The sequence below is a fragment of the Xanthomonas sp. WHRI 8393 genome, assembly GCF_040203315.1.
Taxonomy (GTDB): Bacteria; Pseudomonadota; Gammaproteobacteria; order Xanthomonadales; family Xanthomonadaceae; genus Xanthomonas; species Xanthomonas arboricola.
This window is the reverse complement of sequence record NZ_JBEGGL010000004.1, coordinates 247,809-274,040: the sequence shown is the minus strand read 5'-3', so window position 1 is coordinate 274,040 and position 26,232 is coordinate 247,809. Positions and strand designations below refer to the sequence as shown.

Annotated in this window: 20 protein-coding genes, 1 other RNA gene and 1 pseudogene; 10 read left to right on the top strand and 12 right to left on the bottom strand. The window is 66.5% G+C overall.

The annotated features are described in order from the left end of the window. Window positions 1–80 precede the first annotated feature (80 nt). Complete coding sequence (locus tag ABQ137_RS15560) at window positions 81–2,366, bottom strand: transferrin receptor-like dimerization domain-containing protein (protein WP_349783136.1); 2,286 nt, start codon at window positions 2,364–2,366, stop codon at window positions 81–83. Between the two features lie 107 nt (window positions 2,367–2,473). Then, the gene (locus ABQ137_RS15555; RefSeq protein WP_349783134.1) at window positions 2,474–5,095 is read right to left on the bottom strand and encodes a TonB-dependent receptor plug domain-containing protein; all 2,622 of its coding nucleotides are present in this window, start codon (window positions 5,093–5,095) and stop codon (window positions 2,474–2,476) included. A 282-nt stretch (window positions 5,096–5,377) separates the two neighbouring features. Between ABQ137_RS15555 and queD the strand changes: the two genes are divergently transcribed. Together queD and ABQ137_RS15545 are read left to right on the top strand one after the other, a co-directional pair. Beyond that, entirely contained in the window at window positions 5,378–5,731 is a 354-nt protein-coding gene (queD, locus tag ABQ137_RS15550) for a 6-carboxytetrahydropterin synthase QueD (protein WP_024938374.1), read from the top strand. A 192-nt stretch (window positions 5,732–5,923) separates the two neighbouring features. After that, on the top strand, window positions 5,924–6,286 hold the full coding sequence (locus ABQ137_RS15545) for a phasin family protein (RefSeq protein WP_039518815.1): 363 nt from the start codon (window positions 5,924–5,926) through the stop codon (window positions 6,284–6,286). Window positions 6,287–6,548: 262 nt separating this feature from the next. On the opposite strand, the gene bioD is transcribed toward ABQ137_RS15545, so the two are convergent. After that, the gene (gene bioD, locus ABQ137_RS15540; protein ID WP_349783132.1) at window positions 6,549–7,223 is read right to left on the bottom strand and encodes a dethiobiotin synthase; all 675 of its coding nucleotides are present in this window, start codon (window positions 7,221–7,223) and stop codon (window positions 6,549–6,551) included. 116 nt (window positions 7,224–7,339) lie between these two features. Between bioD and msrC the strand changes: the two genes are divergently transcribed. Together msrC and ABQ137_RS15530 are read left to right on the top strand one after the other, a co-directional pair. Beyond that, on the top strand, window positions 7,340–7,822 hold the full coding sequence (gene msrC, locus ABQ137_RS15535) for a free L-methionine (R)-S-oxide reductase MsrC (protein WP_006450459.1): 483 nt from the start codon (window positions 7,340–7,342) through the stop codon (window positions 7,820–7,822). Further along, window positions 7,819–8,211 (top strand): TfoX/Sxy family protein, encoded by a 393-nt coding sequence (locus ABQ137_RS15530; protein WP_024938378.1) that lies wholly within the window; start codon window positions 7,819–7,821, stop codon window positions 8,209–8,211. The genes msrC and ABQ137_RS15530 overlap by 4 nt, the downstream gene beginning before the upstream one ends. 107 nt (window positions 8,212–8,318) lie before the next feature. Here ABQ137_RS15530 and ABQ137_RS15525 read toward each other — a convergent pair whose 3' ends face one another. From ABQ137_RS15525 to dinB, 4 genes are all read right to left on the bottom strand, one after another. Further along, entirely contained in the window at window positions 8,319–9,230 is a 912-nt protein-coding gene (locus ABQ137_RS15525) for an alpha/beta hydrolase (RefSeq protein ID WP_349783175.1), read from the bottom strand. Window positions 9,231–9,325: 95 nt separating this feature from the next. Then, a complete protein-coding gene (locus ABQ137_RS15520) occupies window positions 9,326–11,539 on the bottom strand; it encodes a TonB-dependent siderophore receptor (protein ID WP_503021227.1) in 2,214 nt (737 codons plus the stop codon). Between the two features lie 434 nt (window positions 11,540–11,973). Continuing rightward, a complete protein-coding gene (gene gph / locus ABQ137_RS15515; RefSeq protein ID WP_349783127.1) occupies window positions 11,974–12,624 on the bottom strand; it encodes a phosphoglycolate phosphatase in 651 nt (216 codons plus the stop codon). Between the two features lie 173 nt (window positions 12,625–12,797). Continuing rightward, a complete protein-coding gene (gene dinB, locus ABQ137_RS15510) occupies window positions 12,798–13,877 on the bottom strand; it encodes a DNA polymerase IV (RefSeq protein WP_039525307.1) in 1,080 nt (359 codons plus the stop codon). 341 nt (window positions 13,878–14,218) lie between these two features. Between dinB and fabA the strand changes: the two genes are divergently transcribed. Next, window positions 14,219–14,734: a 3-hydroxyacyl-[acyl-carrier-protein] dehydratase FabA gene (gene fabA, locus ABQ137_RS15505; RefSeq protein WP_039512978.1), complete on the top strand. Its 516-nt coding sequence runs from the start codon at window positions 14,219–14,221 to the stop codon at window positions 14,732–14,734. Continuing rightward, the gene (gene fabB, locus ABQ137_RS15500) at window positions 14,734–15,942 is read left to right on the top strand and encodes a beta-ketoacyl-ACP synthase I (protein ID WP_054592362.1); all 1,209 of its coding nucleotides are present in this window, start codon (window positions 14,734–14,736) and stop codon (window positions 15,940–15,942) included. Before fabA ends, fabB begins: the two co-directional genes overlap by 1 nt. Before the next feature lie 98 nt (window positions 15,943–16,040). Here the strand turns inward: fabB and ABQ137_RS15495 are convergent, their stop codons facing one another. Next, window positions 16,041–18,065, bottom strand: a complete 2,025-nt coding sequence (locus ABQ137_RS15495; RefSeq protein ID WP_184519440.1) for a M3 family metallopeptidase — start codon at window positions 18,063–18,065, stop codon at window positions 16,041–16,043. 98 nt (window positions 18,066–18,163) lie between these two features. Next, window positions 18,164–19,267: a PLP-dependent cysteine synthase family protein gene (locus ABQ137_RS15490; RefSeq protein WP_024938387.1), complete on the bottom strand. Its 1,104-nt coding sequence runs from the start codon at window positions 19,265–19,267 to the stop codon at window positions 18,164–18,166. Window positions 19,268–19,400: 133 nt separating this feature from the next. On the opposite strand from ABQ137_RS15490, the gene ABQ137_RS15485 reads away from it, so the two are divergent. The 4 genes from ABQ137_RS15485 to gloA all read left to right on the top strand — a co-directional run bounded on the left by ABQ137_RS15485 (window position 19,401) and on the right by gloA (window position 23,758). Beyond that, entirely contained in the window at window positions 19,401–19,802 is a 402-nt protein-coding gene (locus ABQ137_RS15485; protein ID WP_184519437.1) for a CopL family metal-binding regulatory protein, read from the top strand. Window positions 19,803–19,884: 82 nt separating this feature from the next. Next, window positions 19,885–21,720: a copper resistance system multicopper oxidase gene (locus ABQ137_RS15480; RefSeq protein ID WP_184519707.1), complete on the top strand. Its 1,836-nt coding sequence runs from the start codon at window positions 19,885–19,887 to the stop codon at window positions 21,718–21,720. Window positions 21,721–21,953: 233 nt separating this feature from the next. Continuing rightward, a complete protein-coding gene (locus tag ABQ137_RS15475; protein ID WP_425519475.1) occupies window positions 21,954–23,018 on the top strand; it encodes a copper resistance protein B in 1,065 nt (354 codons plus the stop codon). A gap of 215 nt (window positions 23,019–23,233) precedes the next feature. Then, window positions 23,234–23,758: a lactoylglutathione lyase gene (gene gloA / locus ABQ137_RS15470; RefSeq protein WP_104595032.1), complete on the top strand. Its 525-nt coding sequence runs from the start codon at window positions 23,234–23,236 to the stop codon at window positions 23,756–23,758. A gap of 130 nt (window positions 23,759–23,888) precedes the next feature. Here the strand turns inward: gloA and ABQ137_RS15465 are convergent. The 3 genes and pseudogenes from ABQ137_RS15465 to ABQ137_RS15455 all read right to left on the bottom strand — a co-directional run bounded on the left by ABQ137_RS15465 (window position 23,889) and on the right by ABQ137_RS15455 (window position 25,914). Next, window positions 23,889–23,965: non-coding RNA, sX9 sRNA (locus tag ABQ137_RS15465), on the bottom strand. A 99-nt stretch (window positions 23,966–24,064) separates the two neighbouring features. Then, window positions 24,065–25,213: a hypothetical protein gene (locus tag ABQ137_RS15460; protein WP_349783124.1), complete on the bottom strand. Its 1,149-nt coding sequence runs from the start codon at window positions 25,211–25,213 to the stop codon at window positions 24,065–24,067. Between the two features lie 228 nt (window positions 25,214–25,441). Further along, window positions 25,442–25,914, bottom strand: a pseudogene (locus ABQ137_RS15455) (hypothetical protein). Between the last annotated feature and the right edge of the window lie 318 nt (window positions 25,915–26,232).

Sequence of the window (26,232 nt, the reverse complement as noted above, 5' to 3'; positions counted from 1 at the left end):
CCATCCCAAGAGGCCGCAGTTATACAGCGATCCCTAGGAATGACGGGTGGCTGCGCAAGCAACCACCGTTCGTCGCTCGCCTAGCCTTCGATCAACGCGGTATTGCGATCGATCGCCTCGCGATACCGATCCAGCACCGCGGCGGTCTGCACGATGTAGGCGCTCAGATCCTCCCAGCGCCGGTCTTCCAGCGCTTCGCGGATGCCGGGCAAGGTCTTGACCTCGTATCCGGTGGCCAGGCCGGGCGCGTAGATCAGGTTCCGGTACCACGGCCGCCCCGGCAGACCGCCTTCGGCCAGCAGGGTCTGATCGATGCGCTGCAGCGAGGCATTGAGCGTGCCGCGCACACGTGCATCCAACCCGCCGCCGCGCGATGCCAGTGCATCGTCATAGCGTCTGGCGCTGGTTTGCAGGCGGGTAATGGCCTGATCCAGTGCGGCAAAGTCGATCTGCGGCACTGCGGCTTTCGGCTCGGGGGCGCGTTGCGGCCGGTTCGGGTTATCGATGGCGGCATAGGCACCGGCCTGCAACAACTCGGCCTGGGTGCGAGCGGCAGTGCGGTCGCTGTCGGCCTGCTGCTTGAGCTCCTGCGCGTAGCCGGCCACCGCGTCGGCGAAGTCGCCGAAGCGTTGCGGCAACACCGGCGCGTTGGCGACGCGCAGCACCGTGCGGCCGACCGTCTGCGACAGCAGCGGCAGATAGCTGAAATCCGGGTCGATATAGCGCGCGAAATAATCGTAGGAGTCGTACAGCGAGTGATAGACACCGCTGCCACCGCCCTGCCCGCCATAGCCCAGATCCAGCGTGGTCAGCCCCAGATGCTGCAGGAACGGGCTGTAGTCGCTGCCCGAGCCCAGCGCCTTCAGCGGCACGTCGCCGCCGGCCGCGAGTTGCTTGGCAACGTCTTTTTGCGCCGGCTTGGCGGTGGGCGCCAGCGCGTCGATGCGGGCACGGGCGCGTTGCCGTTCGAGCACGCTCACGCCGCTGTCGGGGTCGCGCAGATCCGCCGCCACGCCGTTGACCAGGCGTTGCAGCGCATGGCTGCCACCGGCATTGAGAAAGCCGCGCCCGTTGCCGTCGGTGTTGACGTACAGCACCGCCTTGCGGCGCAGTTCGTCGGCGTGCTGTTCGGCCCATTCGGTGGAGCCGAGCAGGCCGGCCTCCTCGCCGTCCCAACTGGCGTAGACGAGCGTGCGCTTGGGGCGCTGCCCCTGCCTGGCCAGCTCGCCGATCGCCTTGGCTTCGGCCAGCAAGGCGGTGGTGCCCGAGAGCGGATCGGCCGCACCGAACACCCAGCCGTCGCGGTGATTGCCGCGCACCACCCACTGGTCCGGATACTCGCTGCCACGCAGGGTGGCGATGACGTTGTAGATGGTCTTGCTGCCCCACTCCGCATCCACCTTGAGATGCACGCGCGCGGTGTCGTCGCCGCCGATGCGGTAGGTGATCGGCAGCGCGCCGCGCCAGTCCTCCGGTGCCACCGGCCCGCCCAGCGCGGCCAGCAAGGGCTGCGCATCGCCCCAACTGATCGGCAGGGTCGGGATCTTCAACACGCTGCCGGCCTGGTCGATCTTCAGGCGTTTGGCGCCCTTGCTGGCGCCGACGCCCGGGGTCAGCGGATCGCCGGGATAGATCGCGAAATTGGCGACCGAGCCGCGTTGCACGCTCCACTGGTTGCGCGCCGGGCCATCCGGATACGCCCGATCCTGGAAATAACCGTCGTCGCGCGGATCGGAATAGATGATCGCGCCGATCGCGCCATGCTCCTGCGCCAAGCGCGGCTTGAGCCCGCGCCAGCCCTTGCCGTAGCGGGCGATGACGATCTTGCCGCGCACATCCACGCCGTTACGCGCCAGCGCTTCGTAGTCTTCGGCGATGCCGTAATTGACGTAGACCAGATCGCCGGTGACATCGCCGTTGCCGCCGTAGATCACATACGGCGGCAGCACGTTTTCGGTCTGGGTGGAGGTGCTGTCGCCCGGCAGCGGCGGCTCCTTCAGACGCGCGACGTACGGCTTGGGGCCGAGCAATTCCAGCTGCGAGCTCCTGGGCGAGGGCCACAGCACCTCGAAGGTTTCGATGCGCGCATCCCACCCGTAGCCGCGCAGGCGGTTTTGCAGATCGCGGGCGTTCTCCAGGTTGTGCGGCGCGCCAACGTGATTGGGCGCCGACGACCATTGCTTCAACCAGCCGCGATAATCGGCGTCCTTCAGGCCGCTATCGAAACGCGCTTCCAGCGCGCGCTGCGCCTGTGCGGCAGCGGCGTCGTAACCCGGCAGCGCGACGGGTTGGGCCGCAGGTTGGGCAGCGAGGGAAGGTGCGACAAAGGCCAGGGCGAGCAGCCAGGCATGCGGCGAAGACGTCATCGGAGTTCCTTGAGAGTGTCCGGGGGCGAATGGCGATTGGGTTGAGACAGCACGCTGGAGCACGCACGCACCATCGCACGGGCGTGCATGGGCCGTGCGTATTCCGATCAGAATCGATAGTCCAGGCCAACGGTGAAGTAACGCCCGCGCAGGTCGTACTGGGTAAAGTCGTAAGGCGCACGAATGCCCGGGAACGAGGCGTCGACCGGCGGCTGCTTGTCGGCCAGGTTCTCGATCTTGGCGTACAGGGTCAGCTTGTCGATGCCGGTGTAACCCAGATACAGGTCGAACTGGTTGTAGTCGCCCACACGCGACTGCACGGCAGTGGCCGCGGCGCTGGCCTTCTGGTCGTAGCCGCCGGTGTAGTACCAGGTCAGTGCGGCGCTGACGGTGCCCAGATTCCAATCCAGCGTGGTGGTGGCCTTGTTGCGTGGCAGCGACGGGCCGAGATTGCTGCCGGCGTAATCCTGCAACGGGCCACCGACCACGGTGGGGCGGCGGTAATCGCGCACATGGGTGTAGGCGGTATTGAGGCCGAAGTTGCCGGCCGCCTCGGTGCGCCAGCGCTGGCGCAGTTCGACATCGATCCCCGAGGTCGTCAGCTCGCTGAGGTTCTGGTAGCGGTTGTACACCGCCACCAGCGTGCCGCGCTCGTTGCGGATAACGTCGGCCGGGTCGTTGTTCTGCACGATGGTGGCGTTGTTGCCGGTGCCGACCAGATTCTCCAGTTCGATCTTGTACCAGTCCACGCTCAGGCTGGTGTCGGCCCACGGCGACAGCACCACGCCCAGGTTGTAGCTGCGCGTGCGCTCGGGTTCGAGCGCGGTGTTGCCGACGGTGAAGAAGGTCGGGTTCTGGCGCGAGCCCGGCACGTCCGGATCGAACGGGTCGACCACCGAGCCGTAAGAGATGTTGGTGCTGGCCGCATTCTCCGACAACGACGGTGCGCGAAAGCCGCGCGAGGCGGCCGCGCGCACCAGCACGGCGTCCAGCGGCTGCCAGCGCAGGCTGGCCTTGGGCGAAAACGCCTCGCCGAAATCGCTGTAGTGATCGCCGCGCCCGGCCAGTTGCAGTTCCAGCGATCGCAGCAACGGCAGGTTGACCTCGGCATACAGCGCCGACACCCTGCGCTCGCCATCCACCGCGGCAATCGCGGGGCGGATCTGCAGGCCCTGGTCGATCTGCCAGGGATTGCGCGAGACCAGTTCCTCCTGCCGCCACTCGGCGCCGGCAGCGAACCCGACGCTGCCGGCCGGCAGCTCGAACAGGTTGCCGGACACCTTGGCATCGACGCCGCGCAGCGTCGATTGCGCCGGGCGCAGCGTGCTGAGGTTGATGCCATCGATCACCGACTGCGGCGTGGCGGACGGGTCGAGCAGGTTGTAACTGCCATCGGCCAGCGCCTGCGCCAGCGTGAAGCGGTTGGCGAAGCCACCGGACACGCTTTCGTGCTCGGTGCTGCGTGCGGCGAACGCAGCCGCCTCCCAATCCCAGCGTTCGGTCTTGCCGCGCACGCCGCCGAGAAAGCGATAGGACTGCGAGCGATTGGTTTTGACTGTCTGGCCCAGGTCGAAAAAGGTGTATTCGATCGGCACCGAGGTGCCGTACGGGTTGTATGGGCTGGAGGCCGGCAACAGGTTGGACACCGGCTCGGCCAGCCCGCTGCTGGCGTTCAAGGCGAAGCGGCCGCCTTCCAGGGTGAAGTACGGGCTGGAGCCGAAGATCGACACGCCCTTGACCTCGCTGTAGAGCGCCTCGCCGAACGCTTCGACATTGTCGCTGAGCCGGAAGGTGGCGTTGGTGTAGGCCTGATAGCGCTTGGTTGAGGGAATCAGCGTGGTGAACGGGGCCTGGTTGAAGCCGCAGGTGTCGCCGGCCAGGCCGTCGATCGGCGCGCTGGCGGTCAGCACGGTGCCGGCGGGGCAGTTGCCTTGCGCATCCAGCATCGGCACCGAGCGGCCGCCGACCAGATAGCGCGCGCCCTTGGCCGACCAGCCGTTCCAGCGCCCGCCGGGCAGGTCGGTGTAGATGCCCGAGCGGGTCAGCGCGCGCTGGTCCTGATCCAGCCGGTCGCGGTTGTAGGCGTCGAAACTGAAAAGGATGTTGTAGCCGTCGCGGTCCAGGTCGCCGATGCCGCCGATGAACTTGGCGCGCTGGGTATCCATGCCGCCCTGATCGGAGGTGCCGCCGCTCACGCCCAGCTCTGCGCCCTGGAAATCCTGCCGGGTGATGATGTTGACCACGCCGGCCACCGCATCGGAGCCGTACACGGCAGAGGCGCCGTCCTTGAGCACTTCGATGCGTTCCACCGCCACCAGCGGCAATGCGTTGAGGTTGACGAAGGTGTCGCCCAGGCCATTGGCGGGAAAGCCGTAGTTGGCCAGGCGGCGTCCGTTGAGCAGCACCAGGGTGTTCTTCTGCGACAGCCCGCGCAGGCCGATGCCCGCCGAGCCGGACGCCCAGCCGTTGTTGGTGGTTTCGTTGGTGGCGTTGCCCGTGTTGGCCGAGATCGAGCGCAGCGCGTCGGCCACGGTGACCTTGCCGGACTGCTCCAGCTGCTGGCGGTCGATGACCTGCACCGGGTTCGGGCCTTCGCTGTCGGTGCGTTTGATATTGGAGCCGGTGACACTGACGGTGGCCAGGGTCTTGCCCGTGTCGGGTGTCGCGTCGTCGGCATGGGCAAGGGGAATCAGCGCCGACAGAACGGCAGCAGACAGCAGATAAGGCATCGGGCGCTTCACGCACGGCATCCATGAATGGGGGTTTTGCAGTGGGCCATGCGCAATCGATTAACAAAAATTACAGATCTGCATAGAGATATGACGCGCCGTGACACACGCCGCTGGCCGGACGCGGTAGAGCGCGCGTCGCACTTTGTGCGGGCGACCGGGTGCGGCGCTCCGGCGCAACGCGACCACCCCGTGTTGCGGGTGCCACGCCAGGGCGCAGAGACGCTGTGTCGCCGCGATCGGGTCAGCCCGGCAGGCACCGGCGCACTTACAATGGCGCGCATGGATATCTTCAAAGTCTTTACGCTCGAAGCCGCGCACCGGCTTCCCAATGTGCCGCCCGGCCACAAGTGCGCCCGCCTGCACGGGCATTCGTTCCGGGTCGAGCTGCATGTCAGCGGCGAACCCGGCGCCGAGACCGGCTGGATCATGGATTTCGGCGACATCAAGGCCGCCTTCCAACCGATCTACGACCGCCTGGACCACCACTATCTCAATGACATCGAGGGGCTGGAAAACCCGACCAGCGAGCGGCTGGCGATCTGGATCTGGGACCAGCTCAAGCCGGCGCTGCCGCAGCTGAGCGAGATCGTGGTGCATGAAACCTGCACCTCCGGCTGCCGCTATCGCGGCTGATCACGCAGCGCAGTGGTGTGACGCAAGGCCGCCTCCAGGGCGGTCTTGTCGTTTTTACGGCGGGGATAATGGATTGATTTCAAAAGGCTTCGCAGGCGATTTCGGAAATTTTCAGCAAACGTGTTGCATCGCAGCAATATCCGCGTATGCTGCAACGCAACAACGGTCACAGCCTTCCCCAAGGGGTTCGCAATGTCGGCGCAGTTCGAAAACGGCTTCAACAGCTTTGCCTCTGCAGCGGCACGCGCCAACCAGTTGGCGATGGAACACGCGGAAAACGCGTTTGGCCTGCAGCTGAAGACGCTCGAACGCAACGTCAGTGCGACCACCAGCTTCTTCGGTGAGTTTGCCCAGGCCCGCGACCTTGGCGCCTACCAGACGCTCTGGCCGAAGGGGCTGCAACTGGCCCGCGACAACCTGGAACGGCTGGCTTCGGTGAATCAGGAAGTGGTCGGACTGGGATTGAAGGCATCCGATGCGCTCGGCCAACTGGCCAAGCAGCAGTTCGAGGCCAACAGCGAGCAGGCCGCCAAAGGCAAGACCCGGCGCACGTAAGCGCCAACAAAAAATTCAGCGTCTTTGCATGGGTCCCTCCCCCCATGCAATCCGGCCCGACAGATCCCTCCCTCTGTCGGGCTTTTTTATTGTCTGCGCATTGCGCGTGCTACCGATTTGACCAGGTGGTATCACGGCGCGGCGCGGCGCAGGTGCACTGGAAACGCCGGGACGCAGGGTGAGTCCCCGGCGGCGCGCAAGGCTGGGACGGCATCTGGCGATCCGCGTCGCAGTGACGCGGCCGCCAGACCGCCAACGTCACTCAGACCGGCACGTGCAGCCCCAGCGACTGCGCCGCGGCATCGGCGCCCGGCCGCCAGCCGATCCGGCCCCAGCACGGCATCGCCAGGCGCTGGCGCAGCATGCCGATGTTCTCCTCGATGCGCTCCATCTGCGGGTCGACCTCGTTGGCGATCCAGCCGATGCAGTCCAGCCCGTCGGCAGCGATCGCCGCAGCGCTCAGGCGCGCGTGATTGATGCAGCCCAGCCGGATGCCGACCACCAGCACCACGGGCAGCTTGAGCGCACGTACCAGATCGGCCTGGTCCAGATCGGCGCTCAAGGGCGCAGCCCAGCCGCCGACACCTTCCACCACCACCACCTCGGCCTGCGCGCGCAATTGCGCGAAGGCCTGGGCGATCGGCTCCAGCGACAGGCTCACGCCGACATCGGCGGCGGCCAGTTCCGGCGCCAGCGGTGCCGGCAAGGCATAGGGATTGAGGGTGGCGTAGTCGGGTTGCGGGGCGCTGGCAGCCTGCAGCGCCAGCGCGTCCTCGTTGCGCCAGCCCTGCGGCGTGTGCTCGCAACCGCTGGCCACCGGCTTCATGCCGACCGCCGTGTGGCCCTGTCTGCGCAGTGCGTGCAGCAGCGCGGTGCTGGCCATGGTCTTGCCGATGCCGGTGTCGGTGCCGGTGACATACAACGCCGGAAGCTGCATGCGTGTGTTCCTGCGGCCGCGCCGCGGTTGCCGTGGGGCGCGCAGCATAGCGTGCGGATCCGAACGCGCGGCTGAGTCGCAATGCCGCTGCGGATGGCCGCTGCTAAACTTCGGCCATGTTCGCAACCTCTTCGCTGACCGGCAGCAAGCCGGAACAATACGCCCAGCTCACCGCCCAGGCCCAGGCCCTGGTGCATGGCGAGCCGGACCGGATCGCCAATGCCGCCAACCTGGCCGCGCTGATCTTCAATGCGTTGCCGTCGCTCAACTGGGCCGGCTTCTATTTCTACGACGGCCGCGAGCTGGTGGTGGGGCCGTTCCAGGGCCTGCCGGCCTGCGTGCGCATTCCGCTGGACAAGGGCGTGTGCGGCGCGGCTGCCAGCACCCGACAGAGTCAGCGCATTGCCGACGTGGATGCCTTCCCCGGGCATATCGCCTGCGATTCGGCCTCGCGCTCGGAGTTGGTGATTCCGCTGGTCAAGGGCGATGCGCTGATCGGCGTGCTGGATCTGGACAGCCCGGAGCTGGATCGCTTCGACGCCGACGATCAGCGCGGCCTGGAAGCCATTGCCCAGGTCTTTGTCGGCGCGCTGACGTGACCACCGAACGGCTGCGCAACATCGGCCCGAAAAGTGCGGCGTGGCTGCGCCAGGTCGGCCTGCGCACGCAGCAGGATCTGCAGGCGGTGGGCGCGGTGGGCGCATTCGTCAAAGTGCGCCGCGCCGGCTTCAAGCCCAGCCTCAACCTGCTGTATTCGCTGGAAGGCGCATTGACCGACTGCCATTGGCAGGACGTGCCGGAAGCGCGCCGGCATGCCTTGCTGGCCGAATACGAGGCGGCCAGTGCGCTGTTGCCGGTGCGCGGCCGCGCGGTTGGTGGGCCGGTGGAAACCGTGCACTACGCACGCGCCGACAACGACGATACGCACGGTGAGATAGGCGAAGCAGACGACGAGACTGCGGACCAGAGCGACACGCGCGACGATTGAGTGCCTGCGCCGAGGTGTCACCGCTGCATGCGTGCGGCATCAACACTGCGATCCGCAGCAGCGTGCTTGTCGAGCGGGTTCTCCTCAAACGCCTGCTTGATGGGACGTCATCGACGCGTCGCTGCATCCCGCAACGTTGGCGCAAGCGATGCGCCCAACGTCTGGCCATGGCTAAGGCCTGGCAGCGGTTGATAGTCGGCGGTGAGGCCGGGTAACGACGACAGCAGCACGACGAGGCGTCGGGCGGCCTGTGGATCCGCGCGCGGCCGCCCCGGGCGATCCGGTTTTGCCTGGTTCGCCGATGGTGCGCCCTCGCCTGCCATCAGCGTCAGCCGACGCCTGGATGGCTGCGTGCTTGCCAAACCCTCCCGTGCATGGTCGACCACACGCTGCGCCTGCTGGACAATAAATCCATCGCCCCACCACAGCGACGGATCGACCGCGACGTAGTGCTGGAATAGCTGCGGCTGCGTCAGCAACACCTGCAGCACGAACAATCCGCCATACGAATGGCCCCACAGCGTCTGCCGCTGACGGTCCACCGCCACGCGCGCTTCCACCTGCGGGCGGATGCGTGTTGCGATCAGCTGCGCGAACGCCGCCGCACCGCCGGTTCTGCGCTGCGGGTCGAGCGGATCGGTTTCCACCCGCCCGTCGCTGTAGCGCGCAGGCGTGTAGTCCAGGCTGCGCCCCACCGCATCGATGCGCAATGCGCTGTCGTCGGCGATGAACACCAGCACCGGCGCATCGCCGTGGGTGGTCAGGCTGTCGAGCAGGCGCTCATCCAGCTCCATCAGCGCGGCATTGCCATCCAGCAGATACACCACCGGATACCCCGCAGCCGGTGGCGCAGCTTTGGGGGTGGCGATGCGCACGCGGTAATGGCGCTGGCCATCGGCCGAATCCAGGCGCAACGCGCTGAACACATACGAGGCACTGGGACGATCGGCGACGGTGCTGCCGATCGTGCGGCTCAGGTCCGGCTGTGCGAACGCCGGCACAGCGCCGGCGATCCACATCAGCGCAGCGGCACACGCAAGCCGCCAACGATGCTGTCGGGTCATTGCACTCTCCTGTTGCGGCGCGCACGTTCCCGCGCGGCGCCGCGTCGCTGTCAGAAACCGAAACTCAGGCTCGCCCAGTACGCGCGACCGGGTTCGTTGTAGGTGGCTGCACCCGCCGCGCCGCCGGTGTTGTTGGTGCCTTCGCGGAACAGACGGGTGTCGAACAGATTGTCCACACCGACGCCCACGCTGACCTTGCGGGTGATCCGGTAACGCGCACTGACGCCCCACAGGTCATAGGGGTCGAGCGAGTCGGGCGCGATGGCGCCGCCGCTGGTGCTCGATTGCGTGGCCGACTCCTGTTTGCCGTAGAAGGTCCCGGTGAGCAGCAGCGACAAGGCCTGGGTCGGCTGCCAATCCAGCGTGGTGTTGACGGTGTATTCCGGGATCACCGACAGCGGTTGATCGGTCACGGTGTTCTTGTTCTCGATCATGTAGGTGACATTGGTGTTCCACTTCAGCTCGCGGCCCTGCTCGCCCAGCAGCGGCAACGTGAGATTACCTTCCACGCCCTGCACGATCGCTTCCGATGCATTGGTCCACTGGAACACCTGCCCGCGCCGGTCGACGGTGATACCGACCGGCGTCATGCCGGCGACGATCTTGTTGTCGTAGGCGTTATGGAAGTACGTCAGCGAGGCATGGTGACCGGTTTGCGGTGCCCACTCGATGCCGATCTCCTTGTTGATGCTGGTCTCCGGATCGAGGTTGTCGTTGCCCTGGATATAGCAGCCCGAACCAAGATTGGGGAACAGCACCGGGCAGCCATTGCCGCGTGTGTAATACAGATAATTGGCGTTGGACTGATACAGGTTGGGCGCCTTGAAGGCGCGCGCGATGCCGCCCTTGAGCAACCAGTCTTCGCTGAGTTTGTACTGCACGTTGAGGCTGGGGCTGAGGTTGTTGCCGAACTGGCTGTGGTGATCCAGCCGCAGACCTGGCGTCAGCGTCAGCCGCTCGCTGGCGTAGATGTTGTCTTCCAGATACACCGCGTTGAGCGTGGCCTCGCTGCGTGGGCTGCGCGTGCCATTGGCAAGACCGGGAAAGCCGCCGCCGGCGCTCACCGTCTGCGACATCGAATACGCATCGCTGAGGCGACTCTGGCGGCGCTCGAAGCCCAGCGTCAGTACCTGCTCGGCCCAGGCCTGCAGCGGCATGTTGAACTCGCCGTCGATGTTGAGATTGTCGAGCGTGGCGGTGGAATTGAGCAGGCTGGCGGCAATGGAGCCTTCGGGGCCGCCGGCCAGGCCTTCGTTGAGGCGGGTATTGTCGGTGCCTTCATAGGCGGCGGTGAGGCGCGAGGTACCGAGCGCCCAGGTGCCGCGATGGGTCAGCGAGGCGGTGCGGCGGATCATGGTGTTGGTTTCGCTGCCGAACAGTGCGCCCAGATCGGCACCGGCCAGGCCATCGGCGCTGACCGCACGATCACCGGCGTACAGATTGCCCTGGCGGCTGAAGCCGGCATCGAGTTCGATCACCTGGCCTTCCATCGGATCCCAGCGCAGCAGGCCGTTGATGTCCTTGTTGCGCACGCCCTCGCGCCCGGCCGGCGGCACCGCAGCGGCACTGCTGGCAAAGCGGCGATTGAGCTCCAGTGAATCCGGATCGGTCTTGTTGAGGTTTCCATACAGGCGGAACGAGAACGTGTCGCTCAGCGGCCCGCTGAGCTGGAAGCCGGCACGCTGGCCACCGCCTTCGGCACTGTGCTGCGGCACCAGTCCGAACACCGTCATCGAGCCGGTCAGGTCGCCGGTCGGCTTCTTGGTGATGATGTTGACCACACCGCCGGAGGCACCGGATCCGTAACGTGCCGCGGCCGGGCCGCGCAGCACTTCGATACGCTCCACCGCTTCGGCCGGCACCCAGTTGGTGTCGCCGCGCGTATTGCGCTCGCCGCTGCGGCCCATGCGCACCGCATCGCGCGATCCCACCGGCTTGCCGTCGACCAGGATCAGCGTGTTTTCCGGGCCCATGCCGCGCAGATCGATCTGGCGGTTGTTGCCGTACTGGCCGGAGGCGCTGTTGCCGGTGAGGTTGACGCCCGGCATGGTGCGCAGCAACTGCGACAGATCGTTGACCGGTGGGCGCCGTTCGATGTCTTCGGCGGTGATCACCGATGACCCCAAGGCCTGGCGTGCGATCTGCGCGGCGGTGACGTGAACGGTGTCCAGCGACTGCGGCTCGGCCGCGTCTTCGGCCGATGCGCTGCAGATGCAGCTGCCGCAACCGAGAGCAATGGCCAGCACCAGCTGACGGTGGGACAACACGGGACGACGTGCAGGCGCAGACATCCATGACCGGCGTGATGCGGACATTCTCAAACCTCTCGACAGGAGATGGACCTCTGGCGACGGCTTGAGGTGACACGATGGGGGTGATGCATGCAGCGCCGCGCACGACGTGCATGCGCGGCGCTGACGCAGTCAAACTTGTCCGCGCATTCTACACAGATGCGATTCATTCTCAAATCGGAACGCTGCGCTGGCATGGTCGCACGCAGGCATTGCCGCTTCCGGCAGCGCAGACGTCACCAATGACGCACACCGGTGGAGAACCGTACGCGTTAGCTGGCCGACGATGCGGCCAGCGTGCGAAAGGCCTTCATTCAAGGCGACAAACGCCGCCAGCCGATGGTGGTATTGGTTGCCGCGCCGCGGTGTGGACGATGCCTGCATCCGCGCTGGCAACACTGCGCGTCTTACTTCAACGTCAGCAATTGCCGCATGTCATCGATGATGGCCACGGCACCGGCGCTCTGCACATCGAAGCCGCGCAGATAGCCGTAACGCACCATCGCCAGCGGCATTGCCGCGGCGTTTGCAGCCGCCGCGTCGGTGGCCGAATCGCCGACCATCAGGCATTGCTGCGGTGGGTGCCCGAACTGCCTGGCAAGGTGCAGCAGCGGCGCTGCATCGGGTTTGCGCTGCGGCAGCGAATCGCCGCCGAGCACGCTACTGAAATGCGCAGCGATGCCCAGGTGTTCGAGCAGCGGTGCGATGAAACGCGCGGGCTTGTTGGTGCATAGCGCCAGCGTGGCACCGGCCTCGCGCAGGCCGGCCAATGCCTCGGCAACACCGGGATACAGCTGCGGGTTGTGCAGCAGGCTGGCCTGGTAGTGGCGCATCATCAGCGGCATCTCGGTATCGGCATCGTGGCTGCCGCCGGCTTCGCGCAAGGCGGTGGCGAGCAGCACCTGCACGCCTTCGCCGATCCAGCTGCGGATCGTCGCCTCGCTGAACTGCTGCAGCCCGAGTTCCCGCAAGGTGGCATTGAGCGCTTCGGCGATATTGGGTGCGCTGTCCACCAGCGTGCCATCCAGGTCGAAGATCACCAGCGGATACGGAAACATGCGCACAGTCTCGTTGGGGGAGCGGCCTGCAGTGTACGAGCTGCGGGATTCAGGGCGCGTCACCGTGGCGCGATGCGAACGGCCGATGCCAGCGTCGATGCCTGCGTGGCTGCAGTCATCGCTGCATGCACCGCACGCTGCGGCCGCGGTGCAGCAGCCATGCCGCCACGCGCTCACTGCGCCGGCGGCATGTCGCCGAACAACTCGCCCTGCACCGCGCCCTCTTCCGCGTCGCTGAAACCGCTCAATCCCACCCCGACCAGGCGATAGCGCGTGTCGTCGGGCAACTCCACGCGCCGGGTCAGCGCCAGCGCGATCTCCGCCAATGCCTCCAGCGAAGCCGGTGGCTGATCTGGCGTGTACGAGCGGGTCAGGATGCGGAAGTTGGAGGTCTTCAACTTGAGGACCACGGTGCGCCCGATGCGCTCGGTGCGCCGCGTGGCCAGCCAGGTCTTTTCGGCCAGGCGCAGGATGTGCGGATCCAGTGCCTCCAGCGCGATGTCCTCGCTGAAGGTATCTTCCGAGGACACCGATTGCACCTCCTGATCCGGCTCGACCGGGCGCTCGTCGATGCCGCGTGCGCGGCGGTACAGGCTCTGCCCGAAGCTGCCGAAATGCGCTTGCAGCTCTTCCAGGGGACGCAGCCGCAGATCGCTGACGGTGACGATCCCCAACGCGGCCAACTTGCCATCCATCACCTTGCCCACGCCGGGAATGCGGTTGACCGGCAGCGGCAGCAGGAACGCATCGACACGACTGGGCGCGATGACGAACTGCCCGTCGGGCTTGCGCCAATCCGAGGCGATCTTGGCCAGGAACTTGTTCGGTGCGATGCCGGCCGATGCGGTGAGCTGGGTTTCCTCGCGGATCTGGCTGCGGATCAGTTGCGCGATTTCGGTGGCCAGCTGCATGCCGGTCTTGGCTTGCGTGACATCCAGATAGGCTTCATCCAGGGACAGCGGCTCGACCAGATCGGTGTGGCGATGGAAGATCTCGCGCACCTGCCGCGACACCGCCTTGTAGCGCGCAAAATCCGGCGGCACGAATACCGCATCCGGACACAGGCGCTCGGCACGCAGCGCGGGCATGGCCGAACGGATGCCATAGGTGCGCGCTTCGTACGAGGCCGCGCACACCACCGAGCGCGCACCGCGCCAGGCCACCACCACCGGCTTGCCGCGCAGCGATGGATCGTCACGTTGCTCCACGGACGCGTAGAACGCATCCATGTCCACGTGCACGATCTTGCGCATCAAGCTGGCATCTCTCCGAAAACGTCGGGCCATGATAAATCAGCCGCGTCTCACGTCTTGCGCCGCGCCATCGCGCAAGCCCGGGCGCGAACGGACGCGAGCGCTGGCGGGACGCTCTGCTGCGTCTGTCCGGGCGCCGATCCACGCCGAACAGGCATGCCTGACCGCGTTCCGCTGAATGCCGTGATCCGCGTTGGACCCTGTCTGCCACACATGCTTGCCGCACTGCGCAACCGGCTGAAAACAGCACGCATGCGTACGGATAAAACGTTTGATTGAACCGCGCGCCCTCATGCACCCTTGCCGGCCTCGCCTTTCGCTTCTTGCAGGAAACGTTCGTCATGACTCGTCAAAGTGCGTACTCGCGCGACCAATTGCTGGCCAGCGCGCGCGGGGAATTGTTCGGAGCCGACAGTGCCCGCCTGCCCAACGACCCGATGCTGATGTTCGACCGCATCACCGAGATCAACGACAGCGGCGGCGCGCATGGCAAGGGCCTGATCCGCGCAGAACTCGACGTGCGCCCGGACCTATGGTTCTTCGGCTGCCACTTCATCGACGACCCGGTGATGCCCGGCTGCCTGGGCCTGGACGCGATGTGGCAGCTGACCGGCTTCTTCCTCACCTGGATCGGCGCAGCAGGCCGCGGCCGCGCGCTGGGCTGCGGCGAGGTCAAGTTCACCGGCCAGGTGTTGCCGAGCGCCAAATTGGTCAGTTACGAAATCGATATCAGCCGCGTGATCAACCGCAAGCTGGTGATGGCCCAGTCCGATGCACGCATGCTGGTGGACGGGCGCGAAATCTACACGGCCAACGATCTGCGCGTGGGCATGTTCACTTCAACGGAGAATTTCTGATGCGTCGCGTCGTCGTCACCGGAATGGGCATCACTTCCTGCCTGGGCAATGATCTGGACACCGTCTCCAGCGCCTTGCGCGAGAGCCGCTCGGGCATCACCGCATTGCCCGATCATGCCGACGCCGGCCTGCGCAGCCAGGTCGGCGGTGCGGTGGCGCTGGATCTGGACAGCCTGATCGACCGCAAGCTCAAACGCTTCATGGGCGATGCCTCGGCCTACGCCTATCTGGCGATGCGCGATGCGATCGCCGATGCCGGACTGGATGCCGAGCAGGTCAGCGACCTGCGCACCGGCCTGATTGCCGGCTCCGGTGGCGGGTCCAGCCAATGGCAGGTGGAAACCGCCGATCTGCTGCGCAACCGTGGCGTGCGCAAGGTCGGCCCGTACATGGTGCCGCGCACGATGTGTTCGTCGGTCTCCGCTTCGTTGGCGACCGCGTTCAAGATCCGTGGCCTGAGCTATTCGCTGTCGGCCGCGTGTGCGACCTCGGCGCATTGCATCGGCGCGGCCGCGGACCTGATCCGGCACGGCGCGCAGGATGTGATGTTCGCCGGCGGCGGCGAAGAACTGCACTGGACCATGAGCGTGATGTTCGATGCGATGGGCGCGCTGTCCACCGGCTTCAACGATCGCCCCGCCGTGGCCTCGCGGCCCTACGATGCGCAGCGCGACGGCTTTGTCATCGGCAGCGGCGGCGGCATGCTGGTGCTGGAAGACTATGACCACGCCATCGCGCGTGGCGCACGCATCCATGCCGAACTACTCGGCTATGGCGTGACCTCCGATGGCGCCGACATGGTGGCGCCCAGCGGCGAAGGTGCGGTGCGCTGCATGCACATGGCCATGCAGGGCCTGACGCAGCCGATCGACTACCTCAACACGCACGGCACCTCCACGCCGCTGGGCGATGTGACCGAGCTGGGCGCGGTACGCGAGGTGTTCGGCGACAACATCCCGCCGCTGTCCTCGACCAAGGCGCTGTCCGGCCATTCCTTGGGCGCGGCCAGCGTACACGAGGCGATCTACAGCCTGCTGATGCTGCGCGACGGCTTCATGGCCGGCTCGGCGCATATCGACGAACTCGACCCGCGCGCCGAAGGTTTCCCGATCCTGCGACAGACCCAGGACGCCACGTTGAACACGGTGATGTCCAACAGCTTCGGCTTCGGCGGCACCAACGCGGCGCTGGTGTTCGGGCGGGTGTGAGGGCGCGGCGCCGGGCGCCGCGCGGAATTGGGAATTGGGGATCGGTGTGCGGAGAGATCGCTCTTGCCACTCCCCAATCCCGATTCCCCACTCCCGGTTCAGCCGGCCATGCCGTTGTGCCGCAACAGCGCATCAATGCTCGGCGCACGCCCACGGAAGGCGCGGAAGTTGTCGGCCGCGCTGCGGCTGCCGCCACGCGATAGCACTTCATGGCGGAAGCGCGCGCCGGTGTCGGCCACCTGCTCGGGCGCTTCTTCGAAGGCGGCGTAGGCATCGGCGCTGAGCACTTCGGCCCACTTGTAGCTGTAGTAACCGGCTGCATAACCGCCGGCGAAGATGTGGCTGAACTGGTGCGGGAAGCGATTCCATGCCGGCGGGCGGTTGACCGCCACCTCGTCGCGCACGCGCTCGATCAGCTGCAGCACGTTGTCCTGGGTCGGGTCGAAGCTGCTGTGCAGCTGCATGTCGAACAACGCAAATTCCAGCTGGCGCACGGTGAACATGCCGCTCTGGAAATTGCGTGCAGCCAGCAGCCGGTCGAACAGGTTGCGCGGCAGCGGCTCGCCGGTCTGCACGTGCGCGGTCATCGCCTGCACGCGCTCCCATTCCCAGCAGAAGTTCTCCATGAACTGGCTCGGCAGTTCCACCGCGTCCCATTCCACGCCGTTGATACCGGCCACGCCCAACTCGCCGATGCGCGTCAGCAACTGATGCAGGCCGTGGCCCATTTCATGGAACAGCGTGGTGACTTCGCCATGCCGGAACGTGGCCGGCGTATCGCCACTGCCGCGGCCGAAGTTGCACACCAGATACACCAGCGGCGTCTGCACGCCGTTGGCGGTGTCGCGGCGGTTGCGGCAATCGTCCATCCACGCGCCGCCACGCTTGCCTTCGCGCGCGTACAGATCCAGATAGAACTGGCCGACCAGCTCGCCCTGCGCGTCTTCCAGACGATAGAAGCGCACATCCGCATGCCAGACCGGCGCGCGGTCGGGCTTGACGGTCAGGCCATACAGGCTGTGGATCACATCGAACAGACCGGCCAGCACCTTGGGCTCGGTGAAGTACTGCTTCACCTCCTGCTCGGAGAAGCTGTAGCGCGCCTGCTTGAGTTTTTCGGAGGCGTAGGCCAGATCCCAGGCCTGCAATTGGTCCAGGCCAAGTTCGTCGCGGGCGAAGGCTTCGAGCTCGGCACGGTCGCGTTGCGCATACGGCCTGGCGCGCACTGCCAGATCGCGCAGGAAGCCCATCACTTCATCCGGGCTTTGCGCCATCTTGGTGGCGACCGAATACTCCGCGTAACTGGCAAAGCCGAGCAGCTGCGCCAGTTCGGCGCGCAGGGCCAGGATACGATCGATATTGGCGCTGTTGTCCAGCGCGGCATCGCCGAACTCGGAGGCGCGCTCGGCGTTGGCGCGATACAGCCGCGCGCGCAACTCGCGATTGTCCGCATCGGTCTGCACCGGCAGATAGCACGGCATCTGCAAGGTCAGCTTCCAGCCCGGCACGCCGTCCTTTTCCGCGGCCGCGCGTGCAGCGGCGACCACCTCGGCCGGCAGGCCAGACAGCTCGGTTGCGTCCTCGCTCACGTACGACCATGCATCGGTGGCATCGAGCACGTTCTGCGAAAACTTGGCGGCCAGTGCGGACAGTTCTTCCTGGACCTGCGCAAACCGCGCCTTGGACGCGTCATCGAGCTCGGCACCGCCGAGGCGGAAATCGCGCAGCGCGTTCTCCAGCACCTTGCGCCGCGCGGCGTCGTAGTGCGCGGCTTCCGGCGCTTCGGCCAGCGCCTTGTACTGCGCATACAGCGCCAGGTTCTGCGCCAGCGCACTGCCGAAGCGGCTGAGCTTGGGCAGATTGTTGTTGTAGGCCTCGCGCAGCTCCGGCGTGTTGACCACCGCCTGCAGATGGCCGACCTGGCCCCAGGCACGCCACAGCCGCTCGGTAGCATCGTCCAGCGGCACCACGAAGCTGTCCCAGCTGACCGGGCTGACCTGCTCGGCCGCTTTCACCGCGGCCTCGGCCTCGGCCAGCAGTTGATCGATTGCCGGGCCCACGTGTTCTGGGCGGATCGCATCGAAGGACGGCAGTCCGGACAGGTCGAGCAGCGGGTTGGTCATGGGGCGCTCCGGCGATGGACTGGATCAGGAATCAGGGCGAGGGGTGGCAGACGCTGCCAGAGGCAGCGGTTTTGCCAGCAGCTGATCGGATATGGCGGTCATTCCAGCGCCGCACAAGGCAGCGCAGGCAAGTCGCCGCCGTTGACGGCGATGGCAATGGCCGCATCGCTGTCGGTGACGTCGATGTCGCGCGCCACGTACCAGGCCGGGTCGTAATAGCTGTGCGCATAGCGCTCGCCGGCATCGCACAGGATGGTGACGATGGAGCCGCTGCGGCCGGCCTGGCGCATGCGCTGGGCGGCCTGCAGCACGCCGACGAAGTTGGTGCCGGTGGAGCCACCGACGCGGCGGCCGAGCGTGGCGCTGACATGGCGCATGGCGGCCAGGCTCAGGGCGTCGGGCACCTTGATCATCACGTCCACGCAGCTGGCGATGAAGCTGGACTCCACCCGCGGGCGGCCGATGCCTTCGATGCGCGAGCCGCCGGTGATGGCCAGCTCCTTGGGGCACTGCCCGTCCACCGCGCGGCAATAGCCGTCGAAGAACACCGACACTTCCGGGTCGGCGCAGAGGATGCGGGTGGCGTGGCGCCGGTAGCGCACATAGCGGCCGAGCGTGGCGCTGGTGCCGCCGGTGCCGGGGCTGCAGACAATCCAGTCGGGAATCGGATGCGGCTCCTCGGCCAGCTGCTTGAAGATCGATTCGGCGATGTTGTTGTTGGCGCGCCAGTCGGTGGCGCGCTCGGCGTAGGTGAACTGGTCCATGAAATGACCGCCGGTCTCGCGCGCGAGCTGGTGCGAGGCGCTGTCCAGATCGCAGGCACGCTCGACCAGATGGCAGCGGCCGCCCTGGAATTGAATCGCGGCGATCTTTTCCGGCGAGGTCGAGGCCGGCATCACCGCGATGAAGGGCACCCCCAGCAGCCGCGCGAAGTAGGCCTCGGAGATGGCGGTCGAGCCACTGGAGGCCTCGATCACCGGCCGCCCGGCCCGCAGCCAGCCGTTGGTCAGCGCGTACAGGAACAGCGAGCGCGCCAGCCGGTGCTTGAGGCTGCCGGTCGGGTGGCTGGACTCGTCCTTGAAATACAGGTCGATGCCCGGAAAACCCGGCAGGTCCATCGGAATCAGATGGGTGTCGGCCGAACGGTTGAAATCGGCCTCGATCTTCTGGATGGCGGCGGCCACCCACTGGCGCTGCGACATGGCAGGACTGTGCGGCGAAGGAAGCGTCAATTCTACCGCTGCCGGGCGCGCGGCCACGGCAGGCGGGTCATCGGGCGGACAGCTGGGAGCCGGTGCTATGCTCGTCGCACCCGACTGCCCGCCCTGACTGCCCGTGCTGCGTTGCCTGCTCCGCCTGCTGCTGTGCCTGTGCCTGGTTGCCAATACGGCCACCGGCGCGTGGGCGTCGGTGGGCATGGCGCTGCCGGGGATGGCGTCGGCCGGGGCGGTTGCGACCGCGTCGATGGCGCACGCGTCGATGCCGGCCGCGATGCCGTGCCATGCCGACATGCCGCCGCCGGATGCGGCGCATCCCCCCGATAAAACCCGGCACGCGCACGCGGCCGACTGCTGCAAGCTGGGCAGCTGCGACTGCCTGCAGCACTGCAGCCTCGCCTTGCTGACCCTGCCTGCGGTGCCCGCCGGCCTGCCTGGCCGCGCCACCCTGCCTGCCACCCTGGCCGAAGGGCGCGGCAGCCCGGTGCCCGAGCAACCCGTTCGACCTCCCATCGCCTGAGCGCTGACGGCCTTGGCCGTCATCGGGTCCGCGCGCTTGCTGCGCGGGGTTTCTAAGCGATGCGATGCGTCCGCCTTCATCGGTGGGCCGCAGCGGAGATGTCATGTCTTTCGATCCCAATTGTTTCGATCCACCCTCCAACGGCGGCCTGAGCCGACGCCGCTTCGTTCAGGGCATGGCCCTGGGCGGTGTCGCCGCCACCACCGGCCTGTGGCGCAGCGATGCGCGTGCGTCCAACCCGGTGAGCACGCCGGTCCTGCGCGGCAGCAGCCAGACGCTGCAGATCGGCCGCATGCCGGTCAACCTCACCGGGCGCCGCCGCCCCGCCATCACCGTCAACCAGAGCCTGCCGGCCCCCACGCTGCGCTGGCGCGAAGGCGACACGGTCAGCGTGCGCGTGCGCAACGCGCTGGCCGACCAACCCACCTCGGTGCACTGGCACGGCCTGTTGCTGCCGGCCAACATGGACGGCGTGCCGGGGATGAGTTTCGACGGCATCGCGCCGGGCCAGGAGTACCACTACCGCTTCGCGCTGCGCCAGTCCGGCACCTACTGGTATCACAGCCATTCGATGTTTCAGGAACAGGCCGGCCTGTACGGCGCGATCGTCATCGACCCGCTGACACCGCCGCCGTATCGGCACGATCGCGAGCATGTGGTGCTGCTCTCGGACTGGACCGACCTGGACCCGGCCGCGCTGTTCCGGCGGCTCAAGCAGATGCCCAGCCACGACAATTACGCGCAGCGCACGGTGGGCGATTTCCTGCGCGATGCGCGCGACGACGGCCTGCGCGCAACGCTGGCCGACCGCGGCATGTGGGGGCGCATGCGCATGACCCCGACCGACCTGTCCGACGTCAACGCCAACACCTACACCTACCTGCTCAACGGCGTCGCCCCGGCCGGCAACTGGACCGGCCTGTTCAAGCCTGGCGAGAAGGTACTGCTGCGTTTCATCAACGGCTCGTCGATGACCTACTTCGACATCCGCATCCCCGGCCTGCGCATGACCGTGGTGGCCGCCGACGGCCAGCACGTGCATCCGGTCAGCGTGGACGAGCTGCGCATTGCGGCGGCCGAGACCTTCGACGTGCTTGTCGAGCCCATCGGCCAGGACGCGTTTACCTTGTTCGCGCAGGACATGGGCCGCACCGGATTCGCCTGCGGCACGCTGGCGGTGCGGCAGGGACTGCAGGCACCGATTCCCGCGCTGGACCCACGCGCGATCCTCACCATGCAGGACATGGGGCACGGCGATGGCATGGCGCATGCAGGTCACGCCATGCACGGCGCCGACACGCCGCACAGTGACCCGCATGCGGCGCACGCGATGGCAATGCCGATGCCAGCCGCACAGATGCACGGGCATGCAAGCGGCGATGCGCAGCGCAAGACACCGCACCACCCTGCCAGCGAAGACGGCAACCCGCTGATCGACATGCGCAGCAATGCCACTTCACCGCGCCTGGACGATCCCGGGGTTGGCCTGCGCGACAACGGCCGCCGGGTGCTGCGCTACGCCGACCTGCACAGCCTGTTCGAGGATCCGGATGGACGCGAGCCCGGGCGCGAGATCGAACTGCATCTGACCGGGCATATGGAAAAATTCGCCTGGTCGTTCGACGGCATCGCCTTCGCCTCGGCAGAGCCCTTGCGGCTGCAGTACGGCGAGCGGCTGCGCATCGTGCTGGTCAACGACACCATGATGCAGCACCCCATCCATCTGCACGGCATGTGGAGCGATCTGGAAGACGCCGATGGCAATTTCCAGGTGCGCAAGCACACCATCGACATGCCGCCCGGCACACGCCGCAGCTATCGCGTCCGCGCCGATGCGCTGGGTCGCTGGGCCTACCACTGCCATCTGCTGTACCACATGGAAGCGGGCATGATGCGCGAAGTGCGGGTGGAGGCATGAGTACGCTACGGATGCAATACATGGCGCTGCTCGCGCTGTTGTTGAGCGCATCGGCCACTGCACAGGAGCATCAGCATGCGGCGATGGAGTCATCCGCGCATGCCGACGGCGCACATGCAATGCAGATAGCCGACCAGGCAACGGCGGCCCAGCCGCAGACATCCATCGCAACGGAGGCATCGCCGCCATCCGCGCAGCAGAGCGCAGAGGCGATGCAGATGGAGCATGCGCAGATGCAGCACGCGCAGCACTCCAGCACTGCATCGGCAAACGCTGCTGACAGCACGCCTGCGCAACGCCCGGTACAGGCCGACGTTTCGGCAGCGCCGACATCGATGCACCACGCAGGCATGCAGCACGCCGATGTCCAGCACGCCGCACACCAGACCTCTGCAAATCCACAACTGGACCACACCCGGCAATCACAGGCAGACAGCGACCACGATGCAATGGATCATGCATCGATGGATCATGCGTCGATGCAGCACGGGCAACAGCACGGGGCGATGGATCACTCCGACATGGAGCACGCGCCGCATGCCGAAGCGGTGACGCAAACCCCGGCATCGCCCGGCACCGGCGCACTGCCACGTACGCCGATCCCCGAGCCCACTGCCGAGGAGATCGCGGCGGCATTCGCCCCCTTGCAGCACCATGCGATGCACGCGCCAGGCATCAATCACTACGTGTTGCTCGATCGACTGGAAGCCTTCGACACCACGCGCGGCAGTGGCCAGGACTGGGAAGCGCGCGCCTGGATCGGCGGCGATATCGACCGGCTCTGGTTGCGCAGCGAAGGCGAGCGGCAGGACGGGCGCACGCAGGCCGCATCGGTGGAGGCGTTCTATGGCCACGCCATCTCGCCGTGGTGGGACCTGCTGGTCGGCGCACGTCAGGACATCGGAGCGGGTGAGCAGCGCAGTTGGGCCGCCTTCGGCGTGCAGGGCCTGGCGCCCTACAAGTTCGAGACCGAAGCCACGCTCTATATCGGCAGCGGCAGCCGTGCCGCGCTGCGACTGGAGGGCGAATACGAGGTGCTGCTCACCAATCGGCTGATCCTGCAGCCGCGCGTGGAAGCCGATATCGCCCTCACCGACGATGACCGGCGCGGCGTCGGCAGCGGGCTGGAGCAGGTCGAGGTGGGCCTGCGGCTGCGCTACGAAATCACCCGCCGCTTCGCCCCCTACATCGGCTGGGTGCACAGCCGCAGTTTCGGCGACACCGCCCGCCGCGCCGCGATCGACGATGAGCCTGCACGCGACAGCCGGTTTGTTGCCGGCCTGCGCATCTGGTTCTGAGACAACCGCTGTGCGCATGGGCCTGACCGTTCGGACTCGGATGCAGGCCCATGCCACGACCTTGAACAAGGCAGGTCGCGCTGTCGCACGATCGACCACAGAGCGACGCCAGACCACCGACGCGCACGGTGCAGACATACCGACAACCATTGCCCCGCTAACATCCACCTCCAGTGCAGCATGACCTGCCCCCGCATTCCATCGAGGAGACCGCAATGCCTTTGACCGACCTGCAACACGTCCCCGGCGCCAGCGCCGCACCTGCCGACACTGCCGGTTTCGTGTTCAACCACACCATGCTGCGCGTCAAGGATGCGCAGCGTTCGCTGGATTTCTACACGCGCGTGCTGGGCTTCCGCTTGCTGGACGCACGTGATTTTCCGGATGCGCAGTTCAGCCTGTACTTCCTGGCCCTGCTGCCCGACGGCACCGCGATCCCCGACGACGATGCCGCGCGCCGGCTGTGGATGGCCGGCATCCCAGGCGTGCTCGAACTCACCCACAACCACGGCACCGAAACCCAAGACGGCCCGGTCTACCACGACGGCAACAGCGACCCGCGCGGCTTCGGCCACATCTGCATCTCGGTGCCCGACATCCACGCCGCCTGCGCACGTTTCGACAGCCTCAACGTGCCGTACCAGAAACGCCTGGAAGACGGCCGCATGAAGCACCTGGCCTTCATCAAGGACCCGGACGGCTACTGGGTGGAGATCATTTCCAATACGCCGCTGGCGTAACGCACAACAAAATGCCCGGGCTCCCGGGCATTCTTGTTTCAAGCACATGCACTGTCGGTATTTCGCTTTCGAGCAGGGCATGTCGGCAGAGAACGCCCACCCGGTTGGATGCGCGCAGCGCACTTCCAGCGACTAACGCAACCTAGCGCGTGGTCATCAGGTGGGTGCGGACGGCGCGCTCAGAACCGGAACGTACGAGTGGCACATGCCGATTCCGAGCACCGGCCGCGCCCGCCTGACGGCGGCGCAGTAGTTCTGGTAGCTCTTCCCAGATGCAGGCGCCATCCTGCGGCATCACGCGTTACCTCAGTTGGAGGTGGCAACTGCCTCTCTATCCGGGAACCACTGCGGTAACTGCTCGGCAAATTTTGTGGCGCATTCCTCGCTGTAGGCCTGTGCGGCCTGCTTGACCAGCGCGTAGTCGTTTGCCTCCCACTCCTCGAGCGATGCGGTGCGCGGTGTGGGCGCGCAGTCCAGATTGACCGGACTCGCCTTGCGCTTCAACAGTCCGGAGCGTTCACCGCCGATCGTCACCGCGTAGCGCAACTCGTAGGGCGACTTGGTATCGGCCAGGCTCTGGTAGACGAGCAGCCAGTCGGACATCAGGACCTGCAGCGGGAACGGTTCTGCCGGCAGTGCTGCCGGATGTCCGGTGAAGTAGCTCTTCAGGCGCGCATTGACCGCATCGCGCTGCAGTTGATAGCCGGGATTGCCCACGCCCTCCATCCTTTCGCCTTTCAGCTGCCCCTTGCCGAAGGCCGACACTGCGACGCCGCGTGTGAACAGGCTGGTGGCGATCTGCAGGCCCACCACTGCCCCGGTGTGCCCGCGCCGCACCACGCGCAACATTTCGTCGCCGTTGGGCAGGCCGTTAGACCCCACGCGCATGCTGGCATGCAACGGCAGCTGCAACGCCCAATCCGCCGATGGTGCAATGGCTGCGTCGGCATCGCCCTGCGTCTGTGCGGAGGGCTGTTGCTCTTTCTCGGCGACCGACAGCGTGCCGGCAACTGCAGCCGCGGCATAGGTCGTTGCCGTCGAAAAATCGCCGTTGGCAAATGCGCGCACCACTGCCACCGCCTCGGCACCACGGGTGGCGGTACAGAACGCGCTGGAGGCACGCATCTGCACTTCATGAAATGCGATGCCGTTGACTTGATGCACGGCCGCATCCTGGCCGTACTGCGCAACCAGCCTGGCAACGATGGCGTCCTGCCCGACAGGCTGCTGGCCGCAGACCTTGGCCGCAGCGATGCGCGACCAGGCGAACTGCAGCGCCGGATCCCACCCCATCGCGTCTTCGCCAACGAAGCCGTGGTCGTAGTGATAGGCATAGATGGCCGGGTCGATGTCCTGCAAGGTCATGCCGCCCACGCCCGCATAACCGGGCGGAACATCGCTGGCCATTGCGGCGCCGCTCAGCGCCGAGATCGCCACTGCAATTAATGCTTTCATGGATTCCTTCCCCTGGAGAGCGTCGCATTGCGTGTCCCCCACGCAATGCGACATGACACTGTCAGATCGCGCGGACAGCGATCAACGGCACAGTGCTTTGGTCCATCAGACAACGGTCCGCAGTCGGCTAGAACGCTCAGTTGCGAACTTAGTGTGAGCGCATCATGCGCAATTGGCAGTCGGGGCGGTCCCCACAGCTGTAGGGACGGCCCCGGAAGTGACGCTTATCTACGCATGCAGCAGCCCGCCGTGACTGCGCTGCCACTCGCGCGGCGGGCGCAGCGCCGCAAGCGTGCGGACCAACTCGCGATAGGTGGCGGCCAACTGCGCGAACAGACCCGCATCGCTGTAACGCTGTCGGCCACTTCGAAATACGCGCCGCGGCCCAACGCGATGAAGTAGTCGACGCTGAGCCGCCGGTGCTGCGCAATCCCGGGAAACAGGCCTGCAATCAGCAGGCATTGATCACCGATGTCGCGCAATGCATCGGCCCGCAGACTGCCGGTCTGTTCGTGCGCGTGCAACCAGGCCAGGGCCTGCGTGCGCGAAAACAGCTGCGCATCGCGCTGCAGGCGCAGCAACACGAAAACCAGATAGTGCTCGCGCGATTCGTCCAGCGGCTGTGCAATCCGCTGCCCCGCCTCACGTACCAACGCCTGCCACAATTCCGCCGGTGCGCCCTGTTTGAAAGACTCGTGCATACGTCCTCCTGCGTGATGGGACCCTCGCAGGAAGCGTATGCATAACCTGGGCCATCACGTTGGCAGCCGGAGCGGCAGTCTGCCAAGCTGGGGTTGCTGCGGCACCGGCAGCGACCCGGGCGCGTTGCGAAACACGCCTCCACGCGGCCACTGGGCGATACCGACGCGGGCCCCAGCAACGCCACCGATGTCCGCAGGCTGCAGGCAATCGCGACAAAGAAACAGGGCGGGCAGTCGTTGGGCATGCGCACCGAGCCACAGCGCATGCAGGGAGATGCCGCACCCGGCGGCGGCGACGCTGATCGCGGCGAGCGCAGC